Source organism: Ruminococcus sp. (assembly GCF_017549005.1).
Lineage (GTDB): Bacteria > Bacillota > Clostridia > Oscillospirales > Ruminococcaceae > Ruminococcus.
Window position 1 is genome coordinate 54,497 of record NZ_JAFYYT010000053.1, and the last position, 19,690, is coordinate 74,186.

At 43.4% G+C, this 19,690-nt stretch carries 18 protein-coding genes; 5 read left to right on the forward strand and 13 right to left on the reverse strand.

Going from position 1 to position 19,690, the window contains the following annotated elements:
• Positions 1-34 precede the first annotated feature (34 nt).
• From IKW96_RS12945 to IKW96_RS12955, 3 genes are all read right to left on the reverse strand, one after another.
• A complete protein-coding gene (locus IKW96_RS12945) occupies positions 35-2,521 on the reverse strand; it encodes a heavy metal translocating P-type ATPase (protein WP_296575636.1) in 2,487 nt (828 codons plus the stop codon).
• Between the two features lie 16 nt (positions 2,522-2,537).
• Positions 2,538-2,840: a metal-sensing transcriptional repressor gene (locus IKW96_RS12950; RefSeq protein WP_296575639.1), complete on the reverse strand. Its 303-nt coding sequence runs from the start codon at positions 2,838-2,840 to the stop codon at positions 2,538-2,540.
• A gap of 244 nt (positions 2,841-3,084) precedes the next feature.
• The gene (locus IKW96_RS12955; RefSeq protein ID WP_296575641.1) at positions 3,085-4,449 is read right to left on the reverse strand and encodes a CotH kinase family protein; all 1,365 of its coding nucleotides are present in this window, start codon (positions 4,447-4,449) and stop codon (positions 3,085-3,087) included.
• 378 nt (positions 4,450-4,827) lie between these two features.
• On the opposite strand from IKW96_RS12955, the gene IKW96_RS12960 reads away from it, so the two are divergent.
• Positions 4,828-6,162, forward strand: coding sequence for an MATE family efflux transporter (locus IKW96_RS12960; protein ID WP_296575644.1), 1,335 nt, complete (start codon positions 4,828-4,830; stop codon positions 6,160-6,162).
• 43 nt (positions 6,163-6,205) lie between these two features.
• Here IKW96_RS12960 and IKW96_RS12965 read toward each other — a convergent pair whose 3' ends face one another.
• The 4 genes from IKW96_RS12965 to IKW96_RS12975 all read right to left on the reverse strand — a co-directional run bounded on the left by IKW96_RS12965 (position 6,206) and on the right by IKW96_RS12975 (position 9,419).
• Complete coding sequence (locus IKW96_RS12965) at positions 6,206-6,751, reverse strand: prolyl-tRNA synthetase associated domain-containing protein (RefSeq protein WP_296575647.1); 546 nt, start codon at positions 6,749-6,751, stop codon at positions 6,206-6,208.
• Between the two features lie 140 nt (positions 6,752-6,891).
• On the reverse strand, positions 6,892-7,026 hold the full coding sequence (locus IKW96_RS14840; protein WP_367112960.1) for a hypothetical protein: 135 nt from the start codon (positions 7,024-7,026) through the stop codon (positions 6,892-6,894).
• A gap of 316 nt (positions 7,027-7,342) precedes the next feature.
• Positions 7,343-8,494 (reverse strand): pectin acetylesterase-family hydrolase, encoded by a 1,152-nt coding sequence (locus IKW96_RS12970; RefSeq protein WP_296575649.1) that lies wholly within the window; start codon positions 8,492-8,494, stop codon positions 7,343-7,345.
• A 1-nt stretch (position 8,495) separates the two neighbouring features.
• Positions 8,496-9,419, reverse strand: a complete 924-nt coding sequence (locus tag IKW96_RS12975; protein WP_296575652.1) for a hypothetical protein — start codon at positions 9,417-9,419, stop codon at positions 8,496-8,498.
• 158 nt (positions 9,420-9,577) lie between these two features.
• Here IKW96_RS12975 and IKW96_RS12980 point away from each other — a divergent pair, with 158 nt between their 5' ends.
• Together IKW96_RS12980 and IKW96_RS12985 are read left to right on the forward strand one after the other, a co-directional pair.
• Entirely contained in the window at positions 9,578-10,084 is a 507-nt protein-coding gene (locus tag IKW96_RS12980; RefSeq protein WP_296575654.1) for a TetR/AcrR family transcriptional regulator, read from the forward strand.
• A gap of 14 nt (positions 10,085-10,098) precedes the next feature.
• On the forward strand, positions 10,099-11,262 hold the full coding sequence (locus IKW96_RS12985) for a sugar MFS transporter (protein ID WP_296575657.1): 1,164 nt from the start codon (positions 10,099-10,101) through the stop codon (positions 11,260-11,262).
• Between the two features lie 504 nt (positions 11,263-11,766).
• Here the strand turns inward: IKW96_RS12985 and IKW96_RS12990 are convergent.
• The 3 genes from IKW96_RS12990 to IKW96_RS13000 form a co-directional block, all read right to left on the reverse strand.
• Positions 11,767-14,199 (reverse strand): dockerin type I domain-containing protein, encoded by a 2,433-nt coding sequence (locus IKW96_RS12990; RefSeq protein WP_296575661.1) that lies wholly within the window; start codon positions 14,197-14,199, stop codon positions 11,767-11,769.
• A gap of 659 nt (positions 14,200-14,858) precedes the next feature.
• Positions 14,859-15,596: an MBL fold metallo-hydrolase gene (locus IKW96_RS12995; protein ID WP_296575667.1), complete on the reverse strand. Its 738-nt coding sequence runs from the start codon at positions 15,594-15,596 to the stop codon at positions 14,859-14,861.
• Positions 15,593-16,213, reverse strand: coding sequence for an MBL fold metallo-hydrolase (locus IKW96_RS13000; RefSeq protein WP_296575672.1), 621 nt, complete (start codon positions 16,211-16,213; stop codon positions 15,593-15,595). Before IKW96_RS13000 ends, IKW96_RS12995 begins: the two co-directional genes overlap by 4 nt.
• Positions 16,214-16,316: 103 nt before the next feature.
• Between IKW96_RS13000 and IKW96_RS13005 the strand changes: the two genes are divergently transcribed.
• Positions 16,317-16,664, forward strand: a complete 348-nt coding sequence (locus IKW96_RS13005) for a hypothetical protein (protein ID WP_296575673.1) — start codon at positions 16,317-16,319, stop codon at positions 16,662-16,664.
• A 29-nt stretch (positions 16,665-16,693) separates the two neighbouring features.
• Here the strand turns inward: IKW96_RS13005 and IKW96_RS13010 are convergent, their stop codons facing one another.
• Both IKW96_RS13010 and IKW96_RS13015 read right to left on the reverse strand, forming a co-directional pair.
• Positions 16,694-17,320 carry a methyltransferase type 11 gene (locus IKW96_RS13010; RefSeq protein ID WP_296575677.1) on the reverse strand — a complete coding sequence of 209 codons (627 nt, stop codon included), beginning with the start codon at positions 17,318-17,320 and terminating at the stop codon, positions 16,694-16,696.
• Entirely contained in the window at positions 17,317-17,829 is a 513-nt protein-coding gene (locus IKW96_RS13015) for an AAA family ATPase (RefSeq protein WP_296575679.1), read from the reverse strand. The genes IKW96_RS13010 and IKW96_RS13015 overlap by 4 nt, the downstream gene beginning before the upstream one ends.
• 91 nt (positions 17,830-17,920) lie before the next feature.
• Between IKW96_RS13015 and rhuM the strand changes: the two genes are divergently transcribed.
• Positions 17,921-18,145 carry a RhuM family protein gene (gene rhuM, locus IKW96_RS13020; RefSeq protein WP_296575788.1) on the forward strand — a complete coding sequence of 75 codons (225 nt, stop codon included), beginning with the start codon at positions 17,921-17,923 and terminating at the stop codon, positions 18,143-18,145.
• A 146-nt stretch (positions 18,146-18,291) separates the two neighbouring features.
• Here rhuM and IKW96_RS13025 read toward each other — a convergent pair whose 3' ends face one another.
• Positions 18,292-19,473 (reverse strand): hypothetical protein, encoded by a 1,182-nt coding sequence (locus IKW96_RS13025; protein WP_296575681.1) that lies wholly within the window; start codon positions 19,471-19,473, stop codon positions 18,292-18,294.
• Between the last annotated feature and the right edge of the window lie 217 nt (positions 19,474-19,690).

The window sequence follows — 19,690 nt, forward strand, 5'->3', positions numbered from 1 at the left end:
TCCTCATATTTCATAGAGCAGGGCTTTTTATAGTTTACTCTATGCCGACAAAAGTGTAGTCCTGAGCTTCAACAGCAGCTTTTATGACATCTTCGGGAACGTCCTTGCTGAGTGTTATAACAGCAGTATCTGCATTGTGATCGGGAACAGCACTCTCGATACCGTCAATCGCTTCAAGAGTTTTTCTTACCCTTGCCTCGCAGTGCTCACACATCATGCCTTCGATCTTTAAAGTCTTTGTCATAGCTTTTTCCTCCGTTTTTATCACTGTAGTTTTTATTTTCTTATCATGATCTGCGTCATGTATCTTCACTAAATTCAGCCTGAGAGCATTCATGCATACACAGAAGCTGGACATCGCCATAGCCGCCGCACCGTATGCAGGCTTCATCTCGATACCGTACAGACCTATGGCAAGGGGTATGCACACAGCGTTGTAGATGAACGCCCAGAACAGGTTCTCGTGAATATTCCTTATAGTTGCACGGCTGAGACGTATCGCAGCGGAAACGTCCGTGAGCCTGTTTTTCATGACAACTATATCAGCCGCGTCAATGGCAACATCTGCACCCGCACCTATTGCAATGCCCGTATCAGCCGTAGTCAGTGCAGGAGCGTCGTTGATACCGTCGCCCACCATGATCACTTTGCCCTGCTTTTTAAGCTCTGAAACTTTCTTTGACTTGCCGTCAGGAAGAACTCCGGCAATGACCTCGTCAACGCCTGCCTGTCTGCCTATCGCTCCGGCTGTGCGTTCATTGTCTCCTGTGAGCATATAAACGTTTATACCCATGCCTTTAAGCTCTTTTATTGCAGCTGCCGAGTCGCTTTTTATTGTGTCGGCAACAGCAATGATACCGATAAAGCTGCCGCCCTTTGCAAAGAGCAGAGGTGTTTTTCCCCCGTCGGAAAGCTCCGTAACTTTTGCGGTATATTCCGGTGAAATATCATAATTCTGAGCGATATACTTATAGCTGCCGCCTTCAAGAATCTCTCCGTCAAGCACAGCCGAAACACCGTTCCCTGCAAGTGCCTTGAAATCCGTGACTTCGGGAATGGTCATGCCCGAAGTTCTTTCCGTGACAGCTTTTGCAAGAGGGTGTTCGCTTCTGGCTTCAAGGGCCGAAGCATATGTGAGCAGTTCGTTTTCGGTGATACCGCAAGGAAGTATATCCGTAACATCTGGCTTGCCCTCGGTTATAGTTCCTGTCTTGTCAAGTGCTATCATGTTCGCTCTGCCCACAGCTTCAAGAGAAGCGGCAGTCTTGTAGAGTATGCCGTTTTTGGCACCAACGCCGCTGCCCACCATTATAGCCACGGGAGTAGCAAGTCCGAGGGCGCATGGACAGCTTATAACAAGTACTGATATTGCCCTTGCAATGGCAAAGCTGAACTCCTTGCCTGCTATGAGCCAGCCGATCAGCGTCAGCAATGCTATTGCCATAACAGCAGGAACGAATATCCCTGATACCTTATCGGCTATTCGCGCGATAGGAGCTTTTGTAGCTGCTGCGTCCGATACAGTCCTGATTATCTGCGAAAGAGCAGTATCTTCACCGACTCTTGTTGCACGGCAGCGGATATACCCCGATTTGTTTATAGTTGCTGCCGAAACAGCAGAGCCTTCTTCCTTGTCAACCGGTATGCTTTCACCTGTAAGAGCCGATTCGTCCACCGATGATGAACCGTACACCACAACTCCGTCAACCGGAATGCTTGCACCGGGCTTTACTGCGAAAATATCTCCCTCTCTGACTTCTTCGATACCGACTTCGCGCTCCTCGCCTTCCTGATAAAGAACTGCCGTTTTCGGAGCGAGCTTCATAAGACCTTTCAGCGCGTCCGTAGTCCGACCCTTAGACATGGATTCCAGCATTTTGCCCACAGTGATAAGCGTGGGTATCATGGCTGCGGACTCGAAATACAGGTTCATTCCGTATTTCATGACTGTCTCATGGTCGCCGTTGCCCTGTGCAAGTATCATTATGAACAGCTCCGCAAGCGAGTATCCGAATGAAGCACTCGAACCCAGTGCAACGAGAGTGTCCATATTAGGGTGCCCGCTGAAAAGCGACTTGAAACCGTTCGTGAAGAATTTAGCATTTATCATCATTATGACGATAGCAAGAAGCATTTCAAATATGCCGAGGAATACGTGATTATCAAATGCCGCAGGTGCAGGAAATCCCCACATCATGTGTCCCATTGAAAAATACATCAGCACTAACAGAACTGTCACTGATTTTATCAGGCGTTTTCTCAGCTTCGGAGTTTCTGTATCCTTCAGCATATCATCATCAGCCGCCGCAGTTCTGACCGCTGCTCCTTTTTTGGAAGCTCCGTAGCCTGCATTCTCAACGGCACGGATTATGTCTGTTTCCGAGGCAGTTCCCTCAACTCCCATTGAATTTGTGAGGAGACTGACCGCACAGCTTTTGACTCCCGGAACTGCTGATACTGCTTTTTCAACTCTTGCACTGCAAGCGGCACAGCTCATTCCTGTCACATTATATTGCTCCATTTAAGTTCCTTTCCTGTTATTTCATTATCTTCTGCAAAGTAGACACAAGTTCGTCTATAACTTCATCTTTCCCTGCACGGATATCGTTTATGACACAGCTTTTCATATGCGAAGCCAGCAATTCCTTGTTGAAGCTGTTCAGAGCGCTGTTTATAGCAGATACCTGCGTCAATATGTCAGGACAGTAAGCGTCGTTTTCAAGCATTTTTTCAACTCCGCGTACCTGTCCCTCTATTCTTTTCAGACGGTTCATCAGCGACTTGAATTCTTCTTCACTGCGTTTTTTCTTACGTTCACAGCAGCAATTCTGTTTGTCCATATTATCCCTCCTCAAATACCCGTATGGGGTATCTTGTGATTATATTATATACCCCCACAGGGTATTTGTCAAGAGCTTTTCAAAAAAACTTTCTGCTTATATCGCTTTTTCACGCAAAAGCTGTTTCGTGTACTATATTGAAGAAATAAAAAGGAGCCGACAATGCGGCTCCTTCTCTTTCAATAGATTGTCACTGTTATTTGCAATGCTTGATCAGCTTTAGCATATCATGCACCGCCCATTTTCAGCATATCAATATCATCACAGTTAATGAGTTTATCAGGTTAGGTTCAGACTGCTGACCTTCCCATGTTGAAGGAATGCTGCCGCTGATCTGACCAATAATAGAATCTGAATGCCTTTGTATTACCTGACCAAGAACCGACACGCCTTCCATGAACTCTTCATTGGTAAAGAATGCATTTTTCTCTGTGCCTGTAATATTGCCGATCTCCTGCATTACTGCTCTTACTGTATTATCAAATGCTCCGCCTTTGACATATTCCGACGCAAGTTTTGACAGATAACTGTAGTATCTCACTTTATAATCATTATTTGCAAGCAGCTTCATAAAGAATGATCTTTCGGAAAGCTCGCAGGTAAAAGGAGTATCGACAGGAAGGTTTACTACCATTGACGGCATTGCCGCAATAGCTGCTTCTTCAGCTTCCTGCATCTTTTGTTTTTCTTCGTCGCTCAGATTGTTATACCATTCTTCCCATTGCGCTTCCCACTGAGATTCGTCAAGTTCTTCTTCACTTTCAAGTCCATCTTCATAGAACATCTCTTCTTCGCCAAAATCTACATAACCGCCCCATGATAGATTATAATCCCATGGAATAAGACTTATCTTTCCATTGTTTTCATACAGGAAATAATTATGTTCATTTCTGCCTGTCAGGCCATCAAAATTCACGGTCATGGTCTGTATCGCAAGGTATTTCAGTACTGAATCAACGTCAACGTGTGCTTCGATATTCTCGCCGCTGTCAAAACTTTTCAATGCAGCAATAACCTTTTTCAGTGAATCTTTATCCCCTTCAATAACTGTATCTTCTGTTATGCCCTCATAATCCTCTTCGTTATCTCCTTTATATGAAAGATTGTGAAAAGGCTTGTACAGCGCCCCCTTGCTATCCCCGTAATTTCTCTCACAGAAATCATTGTCAACAGGTTCTACCGCAAGATAGCAGCCGAAGTATTCATTATTAAGATATATCTTCACATAATTGCATAACGGAGCGTCAAGGTCGATATATCGGCACATATCATATGCAATAACATCTTTCATCTGTGTTGCATCGCCAAGATTGTTATTCAAAGAGAGCTTGGTAAGTCCGTTATAGTTCTGCCCGTCTGTATATTTGTCAAATTTAAGCATGAAGCTGTAACGGTCTGAGTTTCCCATTGCCTTGACATCGTCAAGACTGCTTCCGCCCTTGGCTCTTATACCGACCTTTGATAGTTTTTCGCCATTTATCGTAATATCACAGGAAGAATACTTTTTCTCCGAAGCATTTTCAAGAAGTTCCTTCCATTCGTTTTCTCCTATTTCTATATTGAGCTCATTGATTTTTCCGGTTTGGAAAAGCTTGTCCTTATATCTCATTTGTGTAACTTTAGTGTCTTGCGTGGCAGGAGCTTTGTCTGAACATGAAGTCAATGAAAACATTGATATTATTGATGTGATAAGTGCTATAGCTTTTTCATGTTTCGTGTTCCTTTCATTATTTTTTTTGCAGAGTTTCTTTTATTATAGCTCATAAGTATTGAATTAGTATTGAAATCATAATAAAGGTATTGCATTTTTCAAAATAGTATGTTATAATACTGCCATAGAAGTAAATATTATTGGTCACCGGAGGACAGTGTGCCGTAGCACGAGGGGCGATAAATATCGTCCGCCTGTCAGATAAGGTGTCGAGTGCGCTCGGTTTTTTCACAGTATATGCTGTGATAAGCCGGGCTTTTTTTATTGGAGGATAATATGAATTCAGAATTATTTGCTAAACTTCCGCCAACAAAGCTGTTTTTCCGCTGTGCAGTCCCTGCTGTTATAACATCTGTCTTTTGTGCGCTGTATTCAGTTGTTGACGGTGTATTTGTCGGCAAGTACCTCGGCGAAGATGCTCTTGCGGCTATCAATCTCATAATGCCAATAATCATGATCGTTGAAGCGATATCCAATATGACAGCAACAGGTGCTTCGGTCAATATGTCCATGCTTCTCGGTCAGCATAAGCGTGAAGAAGCATCAAGAGTATTCTCATTTTCAGTCAAGTTCATTTTGATATTCTCGTTTGGAATAGGTCTGCTCGGTTTCTTTTTTGCAAGACCTTTTGTGACCTTGATATCTCCAGGGGCAAGTGAGAACGCCATTATGCTCAGCACGGAATATCTCAGGGTTTATTCCTTGTTTGCTCCGCTGATACCGATATATTTCGCAACTGACAACTATCTTCGTGTATGCGGACGTGAAAAGCTCAGTATGATACTGAATGTCACATCGCAGTTTGCAAATGTGATACTGGACTTTATACTTATTGCTGTACTTCATCAGGGTGTAAAGGCTGCCGCAATAGCAAGCTGTGTATCTATCAGTTCAGGCTCGTTGGTATCGCTGTTTCTTTTCATGGGTAAGCGCATGGACGTTTACTACACAAAAGAGAATATCCCTATTCCGCAGTTCTTTAGTATCATAGCAAACGGTTCAAGTGAGTTTTTCAGCAGTATCGCCACATCGGTAATGAGCGTGGTCATGAACCTGTTTTTGCTGAAATACGGCGGCACCACCGCCGTTGCAGCATTTTCTATCGTGATGTATGTTGACAGTATCATCGGTATGATGAATTTCGGTATCTGCGATTCGCTCCAGCCTGCGATCAGTTATTGCTACGGTGCAGGTATGCCTGAAAGAATGAGGGCGATTTTCAGGCGCGTCATTACAGCAACTATTACTGTATCGGCAGTATCATTCCTGTTTATGCTATTTATCGGACCTCATGCGGCTGTTCTTTTCATCAAGGAAAGCGATACAGAGCTACTGAAAGTAAGCATAACAGCAATTAAGCTGTTTTCATTCTCATACCTTGTCGGCTGGATTGATATGTGCTTTTCATCACTTTTCACGGCACTTGACCGTCCCGGGCGTTCTTTGCTTGTTTCACTTTTCGGAACATTGTTGTTTCCCATCATATTTCTTTTCCTGCTGACTGCTGTATGGGGACTTGACGGTGTATGGCTCATGGCAAGTATTGCAGCCCTTGCAAGCGGCATATTGACATTATTTCTCTTTAAAACGATGAGAATTAAAAATACTTGATTAACACACAGCACGATTTGATATGCTTTCAGCGCTGTATTTACTATTCTACCGGTAAATCTATAAATGCAGGCTCATGTTTAGCTTCACGGACATATCTCAGCATATCGTCACGGAGAAGTCGGACAGTAGATGTGTTTATGCCCGGGTGGCCGCAGATGTATTCATCCTTCATAAGGTCATTATCAATTACAAGCTGAATATCGTTATCGTCATCAAATATAAGCTCCAGTGCAGATACAGAGCCTGGAATGGTGTGAAGATACTCCTGCATCTTATCAGCTTCAGCAAACGAAAGACGGGTGCAGTTAAGCTGCGAGGTCAGGAACTTTGTCTTGAAAGGTTTATCTCCCGGCATGAGCAGCATATAAAAACTGGTCTTCTGACGGTTGCAGAGGAACAGGTTCTTGCATATCTTAGCACCGAGCACCTTTTCAATAGCAAGGCAGTCTTCCATAGTATCAGCGTGGTCATGATCGGCTCGCTTGTATTCTATACCAAGAGCATCAAGTTTATCGTATATGGCCATTTCAACGTCTGAACGCTGATCTGTAGGTCTTCCAGTGTAAAGTGTGTTATCAATATTCATCGTATCAACTTCTATACTTATATTATACTTGAAAAACTGAATAGATTCAATAAGTTTTTACTCTTTGTAACGAAAAAACTGCTAATATCAAGAGGGTTCGTAAAAAACGGCTCAGAGAGCATTCTCCGAGCCTGTTCCCTTTATATATTTCCGCCGACACCATAAATCCGGATCCGTGAATCATACAGCGTCCCACGGTTGACAAGTTCATGGTCATGGAATATATGCAGTCCGCATTCCCACAGCCAGCCGATCAGACATAAGACAAAAAACATAAAAATATAGTCAGTTATGCCATAGCCGCTGTTTTTGCCTCTTAGCCGCGAAGGCTGATTATGAGGCCTTTCAGGACATATTCATGATCAGCAGATTTTTTGATATAAGGTTCCTGTGAAAATTCAGGTTCACAGGATAATTAGCATTGTGTCCCCATATCGTTTCGCATTGTAAAATAGAATTCAGCGACATTTAAAGCAATACGGCAACAAGCAGAGCTACAAGCGGTATCACAGCTTTATTTATAGTTTCATTTCATGATCTTACCTCTGGAAACAGCGCAGCCGCACGGCATTTCGTGCGGCAATACGCTGTTTATTTGTTTTCTGTTTTCTCATACACCTTGTCAACAAGGTCAAGTCCGTAGTCATTCAGCTTTCCGTTGATTGCGTCGGTCAGCCACTCGGCAACGGATTTGTTCTGCTCCTCGAAGGTCAACCATACCACGGGCATTGCGATGATCGTGTGGGAGGTCATATTCCTTGGATCGTCATAGTAGCCGAGCCCGTCCCAGATAAACAGGCTGACATTCAGCTCCTTGAACTGCGGTATTGCCTCTTTCAGCGTCTGCTGATATTTGTCTGCAACCGACTCATCTACATCCATAATGCCGTTCTGAAAATAATTCTGGACCTTTGCAAGATCACCGTCCCTTGTCGATGTGCCGTAGAGAAGATGAATGTCGTTGCCGTATTTCTCACGAAGATGGCGTAGCATATCCATTGTCAGATTATCAGTCCTGATATTGTCCGTGATAGATTCTGGCGACTGCCAAACATTGACGGCGGTATCATGCCAATCATCAAACAATGCCATAGAAGAATCCACAAACAGATTTTTGTTTGCGGCATTCGGGAAATAGTTTGTATAAATATCGTCTGCAAGTATCGCCGCACCCCAGCCGCCTGCGCTGTAGCCTGTCACAAGCACCGTATCGGCGTTTTCGATGCCAGCCTTTTCCATGATCTGCTTCATGGCGGCGGTATAATTCGTATAGCCGTTGTGATACAGAATCTTCTCCTTGCCGTCCTTGTCGGTGTAGTGGAACTCGCCCGTACCCGAATGGAAATCTCCCGTGGCATAAGGGAACAGAATCATGCTCCAGTTTTCAAACGGACTGCCCTCAACATCGGAAGCAAGACCGCCCATATTCATGGTGGTATTCGCAAGCAGGTCGGGCTTGACGAGCTTTGTGTTGTAGGTATCGTCACGGGCAGTTTCCTCGTTGACGCTGACACCGCCGCCTGCAAAATAGATCATGACCTTATTTTCGCTGCCCTTTTTGAACAAGGCATGATAGCTGCCGCCCTCGGAGTCCTTCATCACGCTGTCGGATACTCGATACCATTTGCCGATCTTCGGGCCTTTCTTCAATTTCGGGTAATTCAGAATAAAGATATAAACGAGCAGCAGTATCACCAATATGGCCGCCAATATGATGCCGATGATCCTTAATGCCTTTTTCATATTATCCCTCCAAATCTGCTTTCTGATCCTGATATAAGCTGTTGCTCAGGATTTCGAGGTTATCTCCGATAAACGCCTTTGCCGCTTCGGTATCACCTTGTAATTGCCACATGAACCACGCTGTCACATAGCCGTCAGCGGAATAGAGCATATCGCCGTGTGCTGCGCCCTTGCGGACTGCCATAGCCTTTGGCGAGGTGACTTTTGCATAGGATTTCTGCATATTATCGGGAGTTATTACATCATTTTCAGTACCCGACAGCATCAATACGGGTATCGCTGTTTTTGCGGGATCATACGGAATATGAAGCACCTGCTCTGCAACCTCCTCCTGCGTAGGCGAGAGCGATACAGCGCACTTGTAAATATCCTTGTGTTCGGTTTCATTGATCGTATTGTAAACGCCGACACCGCCCTGCGAATGTCCCTCAACACCAATATTATCCATATCGAGCCTGTGATAGAAAATACTGTTTTCGTCTTCATTTGCATTCAGAAGATAGGAAAGCGTCAGGTCAGCCTTTTTGCCCTCCCATGTAGACGGATCTTCGTTGCCGATTGCGATAAATCCCCATGAAGCAAGATGCTCAAATACAGGCTTGTATCTCGATGCGCCGACACCCGTGCCGTTCACAAACAGGACAGCAGGATATTTCCTGTCGCTTGTTTCAAGCTCGGCAGGATACCATATGCTGATTGTTTTGATTTCAGCATCATCAGGATAATCTACGGTAAAGCACTTTACTTCATAACTGCCCATAGCCAAATACATTGCTTCAATATCACCGCCTGTTTTTACTTCGGAAGTGTAGTTGTCCGGTGCCATTTGCGCTGTCATGATATTGTTCCATATCTTTTTCAGACCAAACCAGAGCAATACTGCCAGCACAGCGATGATAAGTATTATTATAAAAATCACTTTCATAACTTTTTTCACCTTTCTCATTCCTTTCGTACTTGACATTATGGGATTTTTGTGGTATGCTGAATATGGTTCATCTGTATCATAAGTATAACATGAAAGTGCCCGAAAGTCAATAATATCGTGCAATTTGGTACACTTAGGGAGGTTTTGTATCATTTATGAAACGTGCAAAAAACAAACGCCCGCTGACGGTCAAAGACCGTATAGCAGGGGCGTTCATCAGACTGCTGAAAAAGCGTGAATATCACGAGATAACCGTTGTGGACATCATCACCGAAGCGCAGGCAGGACGAGTGTCCTTCTACCGCAATTTCAATGAAAAGGACGATGTTCTGCGCTATTATATCACAAGCGTCACAGACGACTGGCTCTCGCAGACCGAGGAAAACTACCTCACGCTGACGAAAGAAAGCCTGAGTCCCTACATCGTGTGGCTGTTTGAGCATATGTACGAGCATCGTGATGTGGTGAGTATCCTGATGAAAACGGACAAGCTGTATCTGCTCGAAGAAGAATTTGACAAGCGGCTGTTCGCACGGCTCTCCGATACCGCTTCGCCGTGGGAGATCGTCTACAAGATCGGCGGCGTGTATAAGCTGTTCGTGTATTGGGCGAAGAACGGCTATCAGCAAACACCACAGAAAGTGGCAGAGCTTGTAAAATAAGGAGAGAAACGAATATGGGTTCAATGCTGCTTGCAGTGATTTATTTAGCGTTCATAAGTCTCGGACTTCCCGATTCGCTCCTCGGTTCCGGCTGGCCGACTATTCAGAAGGACTTCAGCGTACCGTCAGCTTACGCAGGGTATGTGTCCATGTCCATATCATTCATGACCATAATTTCCGCACTTCTCGCCCCGACATTGATACGGAAGCTGCGCACACACCACATAGTAACAGGTTCGATACTGCTGACTGTCATAGGTCTTATCGGCTTTTCGCTGTCGAAGTCCTATGCTATGCTGTTTTTGTTTGTTGTACCATACGGTCTGGGTGCAGGCTCGGTGGATTCGGCACTCAACAACTATGTCGCAAAGCATTATTCATCGTCGGTTATGAATTTCCTGCACTGCTTCTACGGCGTGGGTGCAATGATAAGTCCTTACATCATGTCAATTGCCCTTGCCAAATCGCACTGGAACGAGGGCTACCGCTGGACGGCATACATACAGTCGGGAATAATGCTTGTATGTCTGCTTTCAGCCCCTTTGTGGAAGAAAAACGCCGAAGCCGATAATGACAGCGAGGAACATTCCGCAGGCATAACAGAAGCTCTCAGAATCAAGGGAGTTATCCCTACGCTGATAGCTTTTTACGCCTACTGCGCTGGAGAAGCGACCTGCTTTCTGTGGACTTCGAGTTACTTTATCGGCACAAAGACGATATCCGCACAAACAGCGGCGGCTTTCGGCTCGCTTATATTCGGCGGTCTTATGTTTGGCAGACTTATCTCGGCATTCGTTTCAAACAAACTGAACGACAGGCTTCTCATACGAATCGGAGTTGCCGTTGAAGCCGTCGGTCTACTACTGATATTCCTGCCCTTTGAGAGTTATGTCCCTGCTGCGGTGGGCTTTGTGATAACAGGCGTCGGCATGGGACCTGTCTATCCTGCGATACAGCACATGGCTCCCGAGAATTTCGGCAGGCAAAACAGTGCCGCAGTTATCGGTCTGCAAATGGCTTCTGCTTATATCGGCAGTACATTTATGCCTATGGTATTCGGCCATTTACAGCAGGCTGCAGGAATCGGGATAATGCCTGTATATCTGACGGTATTCGCCGCACTGAACATCGGCTTTCTGGAATATGCGTACAGGCATATTGAAAAACAAAATGATTAACGGCATTGCACTGCTTCTGCATATAAATTATTTGAGGCTTGCTCTCTGATTTGAGTGCAAGCCTCATTTCGTCAGAAAACTATCTCATCACGGCGTGAAGAACGTCAATAATAATTCCGATAATATGAAATCCACAGGTATATGAAGACTCTGTATCCGGCAACACATGAAACAGCTAAGAAATGGACTATGCCGCTGAGGAACCGGGGAGATAAAGTCCTGGGCGGGCTGGAGATCATGTATCCCGACAGGCTCGGCTGATATCCTTAGTATCCTGACAAATTACAGTATCCATTGTATACTGTAAAAAAATCTGAGCGGCTGAATAAAGTCGCTCAGATAATAACGTTTTTACCACAGTTTTTGAATTTACTGATTTTTCGCAGAGCCTTTCAAGCTGATTTTACGATATAATGTACAACAGCTCCCGAATTCGGGAGCTGTCTCTTTGGGGGCACAGAAAACGTCCGTTGCAGCTGTTATGCTTTCAACGGACGTTTAAATTTACTCTTTATTAATGAATTCTTCCATAGTTTTTATTGCGTCATCTGATATCGAAGTGTAAGCATAATATGCAAGTATATTGGAAGAATCCACAGCATTTACCTCGCCGTCCTTATTAACGTCAGCGACCGCCTTCTGATCGTCTGTGAATTCACTGTCCTGATATGTGGATATAATCGCATAGTGCCTAAGGACTTTTGATGCGTCAACAGCATCTATAATACCGTCACAGTTTACATCTCCGAGTGAAAGTTTCTTTTTCAGTTTTATTACAAGATCTTCATGCTGTCCGTATTCCTTAAACGAGACCTGATAGCTCTGTGACGAATATTCATACCCCTTGGGAGCGTCTTTTACAAAGACCTTGTAATTGCTTCCCGTATACAACAGATTATCGTATTTCATCACGGGTATATCTGATGTATTCCACGAATAGGAGTAGCTGTTGTTCTTTGAGCATACAAATTTGAGCTGTACATCGTTTATCGGTTCACCAGTAGCTTCGTCAACTACTGATATATCGGCAGAGCAGGCGGTTTCAGCTGTAGGAGCTTCCTCGATAAGGATGATTACCTTATCGCGCTGCAGGCCGTTCTCGACCTTGAATCGGATACCGCTGCTGCCTTTTTCGCTGTTCTGCTCCAGCTCATCGAGTGAAAATCTTTCACGCAATGATGAAACGCACATATATTCACTGCCTGTTTGCAGTACTCTGTAGCCTTCCTTGGGCACTATCCTGAAAGTGTACTCCCCGTCCGGCAAAGCGCCATTTCCTAACTGAAATGATGACAGACCTGATGCATAACAGTATCTGTAGCCGTTATCATCATAAATACCATATGATTCAAGCGGAAATTCCTTTTTGCCGTAGTTGTATACGCTTCCGTAGCTTGTAGCGTTATCCTTCTGGGTACAGATACAGCAGTCAACATCTACATTTCCGTACATATATGAATCATGAAGAGGTACTGCTATTTTATCAGTATCTCCGCCTTTCACGAAGTTTAGTTTTATACGTCCCGCATTATTGTACGATGCCATTGTTATCGGGAACTTTAAGTAATATTCAGCGTCGGGATCGTATTCTATGTCTGTGAAGGTTTTTACAGGCTCTTCGCTGATATCCCAGCTTGCAAGCTCAGTCTCGTTTTTACTTTCATCATTTAATTGTTTTACAAGCGATGCAGTAAGTGATTTCGGCGGCAGGAAGGTATTAAGATCATAAGTCGCTATCGTAACGGCACAGTGCTCGTTATCAACAGGGATCGGGTCTTCCTTGGGAAGTTCTACCTTTTTCAGCTTTGCCGCTTCTTCCTCGGAAACAGTACGCTTTGCTTTTATAACAATATCCTTGTGCTCTCCGAATTCGGTGAAAGTGAAAGAATAATCGGTCTCGGCTTTATAAAACGGAGGAAGATATTTCAATGATATTTCATACTTGTTGTTCAAAGCACGCAGGTCGTCAAATTTTATCGGTTTATCTTTGGCTGTTGACATCATTAAAGGCGCGGACGAACTGAATCTGTTTGCGAATTTAAGAACACAGCCTTCAAGAAGCTCTCCTGTGTCCTCATCAATGACGGATATCTCTGCCGAGCAGCTGTTTTCAGATGTCGAAGTTTCTTCAATATAGAATTCGATCTTTTTGTCTGCCACACCGTTTTTTACGTTGAAATCTATGCCTTTTGAAAAATCATAGTCGAAATAATCGTCCTCGTAATACTTGTGCGGGGCGACGTATAATGCAGCTTCTGAATTCTTTTGTACAAAGCTGTACCCCTCGGCAGGCTTTACATAAGCGGTATAATGACCGTCAGGAACTATGAAGGCTTCTCCCGAGTCAGAAAAGGCATTTATGTATCTGAATCCCTGATCGTCTTTTATATATGCTTCTTCGATCTCGTCTTTGTCATGTGCGCTTGTAATTGATGAATAGCTGCTTCCGAAGGATACGAGTCTTCTTGCAAAATGAAGTTCTGTTCCGTTTGAGATACCAAAGAAAAAGCCGGGGTACATTTGCTTATTAAAGCCACAAATCACAATTTTGTCCGTGCTGTTTCCATTTCCAATATTAATATCAGTTTCTTCAGGCAGATAAAAGTATTCAGGAATGTTTTCAATAATTATTTTGTAGCTGATACCATCACTCAGGCTGAGCTTGGAAAAGGTCTGCATATGGGTTTTTGCAGGCTCCCAGTCAGCCAATACCTTTCTTTCTTCCCCGCTGACTTCCACAAGCTTCGCTGTTATCCCCTCAGGAAGCTTATAATTTGGCGCGATAATTGATATCATCGCACAGCCCTCTGAAATTTGTTCTTCTGCTGACTCTGCGGCATAAGAGCGGAAAAAGCTGTACTGAGCTCCGTTATAAACTGCTGAGTTCCCCATAATTGCGATAGCTGACATTGCTGCTATCATTTTTCTGATCATCATAGTGATCCCTCCTTATATCATGATAAGTATATTATATAATACTTCTGATAAAAATACAAGCAGAATCTGTGATTTTACAATCTGTTAATAAACTTATAAAAAATAGAAAACAAGTAATTTAAATGCGCTGTAAAAACGAATTAAAGATAAATATTGCCCCTTAATATTGCACTTTACTATATCTTGTCATAACCGCCAAAAATTCAGGTAATTTGAACGAATCAAGCAGTATAAACAGAAATAAAATATGGACTGCAGTTATCCGCCGACATCTCACACCACTGTATGCACTGTTTGATACGCAGCAGCTCAATAAACTTAACAAGTAATGCACTTTTCAGTGTAGTAATCTAACATTAAGACTAATCCAAATCAGGTTAATCTCTTGTTGCTTATATTCTGAAAAGACTCTCTCTGCAGTAGTTCAATTAAAGAAAGAGCTATCAAAGATACAAAAAAGTTCTCCTGTGAAATTTCACACAGGAGAACTTTTTATATTATGTTATATTAAGATTATTACTTCATTGATGAGTTTAAACCAAGGTTGACTTTGGGTAACTGAATAGTTACCAAACAAGTAATTATTTATATATATGCTCATACGCTATAAAATAATGATAGGCATATTGGCAGTTTGAATATTATATCATGTCTATTTATCAGTCGAAGTTCCTGAGATACTCTGCTATTACAGGGAACGCCTTTTCAAAGCGTATCGGCAATCCGTGTCCGCAGGCTAACCACTCGGGAGACAGTTTTACTATCCGCTCCAGTGACTTCCGCATAAGCCGCGGACTGACTGCATGAGGCGTGATATCAGGACGTTTCCACAATGCTGTAAAGGCATCACCGCAGTACAGTACGTTCTTGCTGTATACCCCGACAGAACCGTATGTGTGTCCCGGAAGCTGTATAATATCTGCTTCAAAACCGAGCTTTCGTAGAAGTGAGCGCTCTTTTCCGTCAAAGTAGATATCTGCATTGTAGCGAGGGCTTTTGAACAGACTGCCGTTTATCCATTGTGTGTAATTCCTGAATCTGTATTTGGGCAGAGTGGGCTTTACCCTTTGTGACATATAATTTTGTCGGAGAGTTCTGTCACGCATATCAAGCAGAATTTTCGCTCCCATTTGCTGGAGCTTTGCCGCATTCCAGTCATGGTCAGCGTGGGCATGAGTAAGCAGAACGTACCTGATATCATACTCTTTCAGCCATTCGTGCAGTCCGTGCCAAACCTGAGGCATTCCTGTATCTATCAATATGTCTCCATGCTCTCCTCGGATCACATAACAGGTCACATCGGACTGAGCGTAGTAGCATATATGGCCATATTTCCGCGATCTGTCAGTGACAGGAGGAAAGACCTTGTTTACTATTAAATTAATATCAATATTCATAGCTTTATTATAACTTTGATTTCGCCGTCAACGGCCTTGCGGAACGTCTCTCCGTCAGCAGGACTTCCTGCCACTGTTCCGTAGTGTATCGGGATTGCATATTTAGGACGGATAGCGTTTACAAGTTCCGCAGCCTGTGAAGCGTCAGTAGTAAATGTACCTCCCGCAGGAATGAGAGCAATGTCGCAATTCACCTGCTTGTTATCAGGAGTTATGTCCGTGTCTCCTGCGATGTAGACGCGTCCGTGGTCGGGACTGTCGATGATGTATCCAAGCCAGCCGTTGGAATGCGGGTGGAAGGGTTTGCCTATATTGTATGCAGGGACAGCCTCAAATCTGACTCCGAGGACTTCGGACTTCTCGCCTGCGGACACCTGCTTTACGGTCAGACCAAGCTCCTTCGGCTCGTTCATTGAAGCCGGACAGACGATAACGGTACCAGGCTTCATGATCTTGCGGATATCATCGGGGGAATAGTGGTCGAAGTGACTGTGAGTGATGAAAACGATGTCGGCGTCGTGAGGAGTGCCGCTGATGTTGTACGGGTCTGAGTAAATTATCTTTTCCTCGTCGATTCGAATGCTGCTGTGTTCGTTAATGGAAATAAAGTCAAGCATGATGTGACCTCCCTGTCGGAATTATTTTTCAAATTATAGCATAAATTCTCAGAAATAGCAAGCGGTCTCTGTTATAATTCTTGCAAAAGGTCATTTAGTTGCCGTGCTGACTTCTGCCGAGTGGCTGGAGAACAGGAACAAGTTCGATATGGGCATTGAAATGGACATCGACCTCTCCGCTATCCATTCCACCAAAGCCGAGATCAACTACGATTCGCTGACGGTCACTTTTTCTATCCCCGACAGGGAAAACACCTCTCTGCTTAATACATATTTTGCATTTGCACTTGACGAAAAGGGCATAGTTTTTATTGATGACAGCGGCTTCGTGGACAAAACTATAAGCAATATTATCAGCTCAAAGCGCTGGACTATGCCGAGCCTTGAACGCTTCATTTATACTAATGAAAGGTCATCTATTTTCCATGGCTTGTCTTCATATCCTTCATAATATGCTTCATTTATTTCCAACATATGGAATCACCATTCCTTCTTAAAATCCAGTCTTACAAGTGCCTTGCCGTTGGGAAGAGGATGGGACTTCTGAAATATCAGTGTGTAACCTATCTCGACCATAGCGGCCGTCAGCACCTTTTCCTCCATTTGATGATGGACCTCGTCCAGCCTGTCGAATGCGTGAAGGTACGGCGACTCAGACACCCACTGTTTTTCGTCAGTATTTATCTGTATCACGCAGGAAACGTAATCGGGAGCGGTCTGCAAAATGGATTTCTGAAACGCTCCATAGCCGATGTATTCGATGAGCAGATTCGCTATCAGTAGCTGAGTCCGCGGCAGTTTTTCGGCTTCGTTCACAAGGTCGATGTGCAGGCATTCCAGTACGCCCGAAAGCTCCGTATATCGCCCGAACACCGCACGGAGATAGTCCGCATTTATGTCCACGCCGTAGACCCTGCGGAACTTCTCGGGGCGGACGTGCTCAAGACCGTTTCCCCCTGCGATGCCCAGTACCATTGCGGTCTCGGCAGGGTAGGCGCTGAACTGCTCTTGCATTATGGAATTCATTGCCTGAAGCTGCCGCACAGAATCAAGGCTCATGTGTTTTTCGTAGTCGTCAAGACTTATTTCTTCCCATGGATTGCTCATATGCAGCACCTCTCCAGGTCATACTCATTCTCTATCAGGAAGTATTCGAGCCCGTACCTGATACAGCCGCGAAAATACTCCAGATTGTCCTGCTTTATCTCCTCAATGTCGAGGTCGTTGGAAAGCCGCTTTTCGATAACATTTCCGAAGCTGACAATGTCATTGAAATGACTGTTTATATAGTTTTCGCTCATAACAAGGCAGATGTATTTTATCTGCGAAAGGTAGTCGGCGTCGAAGCTGTTCTGCCAGTCGAAGGGAATATAACAGCCCTCGATTATGAGGTTCTGTCCGTTCTCAATAGCGGTTTTTATAATTTCTTTCAGAATGTCCCAGAGGTATGCCGTCAGCTTGTCGTCATCATAGGGCGTGAGCTCGGTCTGACCGCTTCTTATAAGTCCCATTTTCAGGTGATCAATCGACAGGTAGGAATACTTGTATTTTTCAAGCAGCTTCTGTGCAAGTAGCGTTTTCCCCGTATGAGAAGCACCTGTTATCAGTATTATCATAAGTTAAACCGACCGCCTTTCTGTATTTTCCATAATTATACCATATTCGAAGGCGTTTTTCAAATCCATTGTATCAAGTCATATCAGAAATATTTTCAAAGAAGGTGAGTGTGATCAAAATTCAGTTGTTGCAAAATTTGCGGCAACTGCCGCTGACGGTAAAACATATCAAGTTGACTATTATAACCTTGACGTTATTATTTCCGTCGGCTGCCGTATAAAGTCGCAGCGCGTTGTCAAGTTCCGTAGATGGACGAACAAGGCACTGAAAGATTGCATAATCAAGGGTTATGCCGTTAATAATAAGCGTATCTAACAGATAGGTGTGGTCATACGTATTATGAAACTTGCAGAAAAACAGCTTGAAGCAGGACAGGTCCTGTCGGTTATAGAGAAGTTTAATGAGTTTTTTACAAACCGAAATCCCCTTTCCTTAACGGAAAGGGGATTTGATAGTTAATGCTAATTATTTCTTGTAAGGATGCTTTCCCAGTCCAATACCCATTCATTAATCTTTTCGTTGAATACATATGTTTTGATTTGAATGTCGAAGTCGTTTCCTTTCCATATGATTTTACAGGCATCATCGAAAACATATGCGGTATATTGCCCCTCGTTTGTCTTGATATATTCACGGTTGAAGACGTCTCCATAATATGCATATCCGTCATAGTATTCCCCGAGATAAGTATAAGAACCGTCATTTTCTATCTCATAGAATGTATACTGACAGGTATCGTCCATAAAATGATCTTCTGCCACGGTGATGTAGAGCTTGTGTTTGCCATCGGGAGAATCATATTGATGAGCATAGTAATCAGGAGTGAATAATTCAAAATCGAATAATACGCATATACCGTTTGATGTTTCTCTGACTGTTTTGGGCACAGTTACCTGGAACAGAATGATATTCTTTTTCTTTTTATATACCATAGGGTGAGATTTATACTCCTGCCGAGTATAAAGACAGTATATAGCGGATTTCCTTACGCTCTCGGGATCAAATCCATAGTATTCGAAGAACATCTCACTTTCGGCTATATCCAGAAATTTCCCTTGCAGATAATCACATACAGGAGCCATGAAATGAATACCCTCACCGTATTCTTGTTCAAGTGTACCGAGTATAACGTCGCTTTTTTTGAAAAAGTCACCGTCATAGATACCGAGGTATTTCTGTATTTCTTCATCATCAGTGCCGATATTCTCAAGATATGCTGTGAGTTCCCCAGGCGAACTTATGAAAGCTGATTTTATTTCAGCCCTGTCTGCTGTAGCAAGGATATCAACGCTGCTAACCTGTTTAAATGCTGTTTCCGGAGCTATAACTGCTTTTCTCAGTTCTACAAGATCAAAAATGTCGGCGTTTCCGTCCAAATTTATGTCGAGATAATTCAATTCATCGGCATAAACCATCGTATCTTTGTATTCCCTTGAACCATGGAGATAAAGCACCATAGTGACAAGGTCGCTTACATTCAGCTCGTCATCGCTATTTACATCGCCTATGATACGTGTGCTTGAATTATGAAGCATCAAATCATCGGAAGTATCAGGATAGATTTTTTCCTGTGCTTTGGCACTTATAGGATAGATGGATATTAATGTGAGTAAAGAAATAAAAATAGAAACTATCTTTTTCATATAGATCCCACCTTTTTAAAAAGAAGACGGTTGACACTTTTCCTTATACTATTATAATATTAAATATGGTAAGAAATCTATAATATTGTATTTCTTTTTTGTAAAGCTTTTTCTAATTATTAAAAAATACTATTCCGAAAAATCGTAATGGCATTAAGCTAAATAAAGAGATGTATGAGTCAAAACTTCTTGCATCAGTATTTGGCATTGCCTCAAT

Excerpts from the sequence above, each read along its gene's own strand:
- IKW96_RS12945 (WP_296575636.1), bottom strand. The coding sequence starts at position 2,521 with ATGGAGCAATATAATGTGACAGGAATGAGCTGTGCCGCTTGCAGTGCA.
- IKW96_RS12950 (WP_296575639.1), bottom strand. The coding sequence starts at position 2,840 with ATGGACAAACAGAATTGCTGCTGTGAACGTAAGAAAAAACGCAGTGAA.
- IKW96_RS12955 (WP_296575641.1), bottom strand. The coding sequence starts at position 4,449 with ATGAGATATAAGGACAAGCTTTTCCAAACCGGAAAAATCAATGAGCTC.
- IKW96_RS12960 (WP_296575644.1), top strand. The coding sequence starts at position 4,828 with ATGAATTCAGAATTATTTGCTAAACTTCCGCCAACAAAGCTGTTTTTC.
- IKW96_RS12965 (WP_296575647.1), bottom strand. The coding sequence starts at position 6,751 with ATGAATATTGATAACACACTTTACACTGGAAGACCTACAGATCAGCGT.
- IKW96_RS14840 (WP_367112960.1), bottom strand. The coding sequence starts at position 7,026 with ATGTTTTTTGTCTTATGTCTGATCGGCTGGCTGTGGGAATGCGGACTG.
- IKW96_RS12970 (WP_296575649.1), bottom strand. The coding sequence starts at position 8,494 with ATGAAAAAGGCATTAAGGATCATCGGCATCATATTGGCGGCCATATTG.
- IKW96_RS12975 (WP_296575652.1), bottom strand. The coding sequence starts at position 9,419 with ATGAAAGTGATTTTTATAATAATACTTATCATCGCTGTGCTGGCAGTA.
- IKW96_RS12980 (WP_296575654.1), top strand. The coding sequence starts at position 9,578 with ATGAAACGTGCAAAAAACAAACGCCCGCTGACGGTCAAAGACCGTATA.
- IKW96_RS12985 (WP_296575657.1), top strand. The coding sequence starts at position 10,099 with ATGGGTTCAATGCTGCTTGCAGTGATTTATTTAGCGTTCATAAGTCTC.
- IKW96_RS12990 (WP_296575661.1), bottom strand. The coding sequence starts at position 14,199 with ATGATGATCAGAAAAATGATAGCAGCAATGTCAGCTATCGCAATTATG.
- IKW96_RS12995 (WP_296575667.1), bottom strand. The coding sequence starts at position 15,596 with ATGAATATTGATATTAATTTAATAGTAAACAAGGTCTTTCCTCCTGTC.
- IKW96_RS13000 (WP_296575672.1), bottom strand. The coding sequence starts at position 16,213 with ATGCTTGACTTTATTTCCATTAACGAACACAGCAGCATTCGAATCGAC.
- IKW96_RS13010 (WP_296575677.1), bottom strand. The coding sequence starts at position 17,320 with ATGAGCAATCCATGGGAAGAAATAAGTCTTGACGACTACGAAAAACAC.
- IKW96_RS13015 (WP_296575679.1), bottom strand. The coding sequence starts at position 17,829 with ATGATAATACTGATAACAGGTGCTTCTCATACGGGGAAAACGCTACTT.
- IKW96_RS13025 (WP_296575681.1), bottom strand. The coding sequence starts at position 19,473 with ATGAAAAAGATAGTTTCTATTTTTATTTCTTTACTCACATTAATATCC.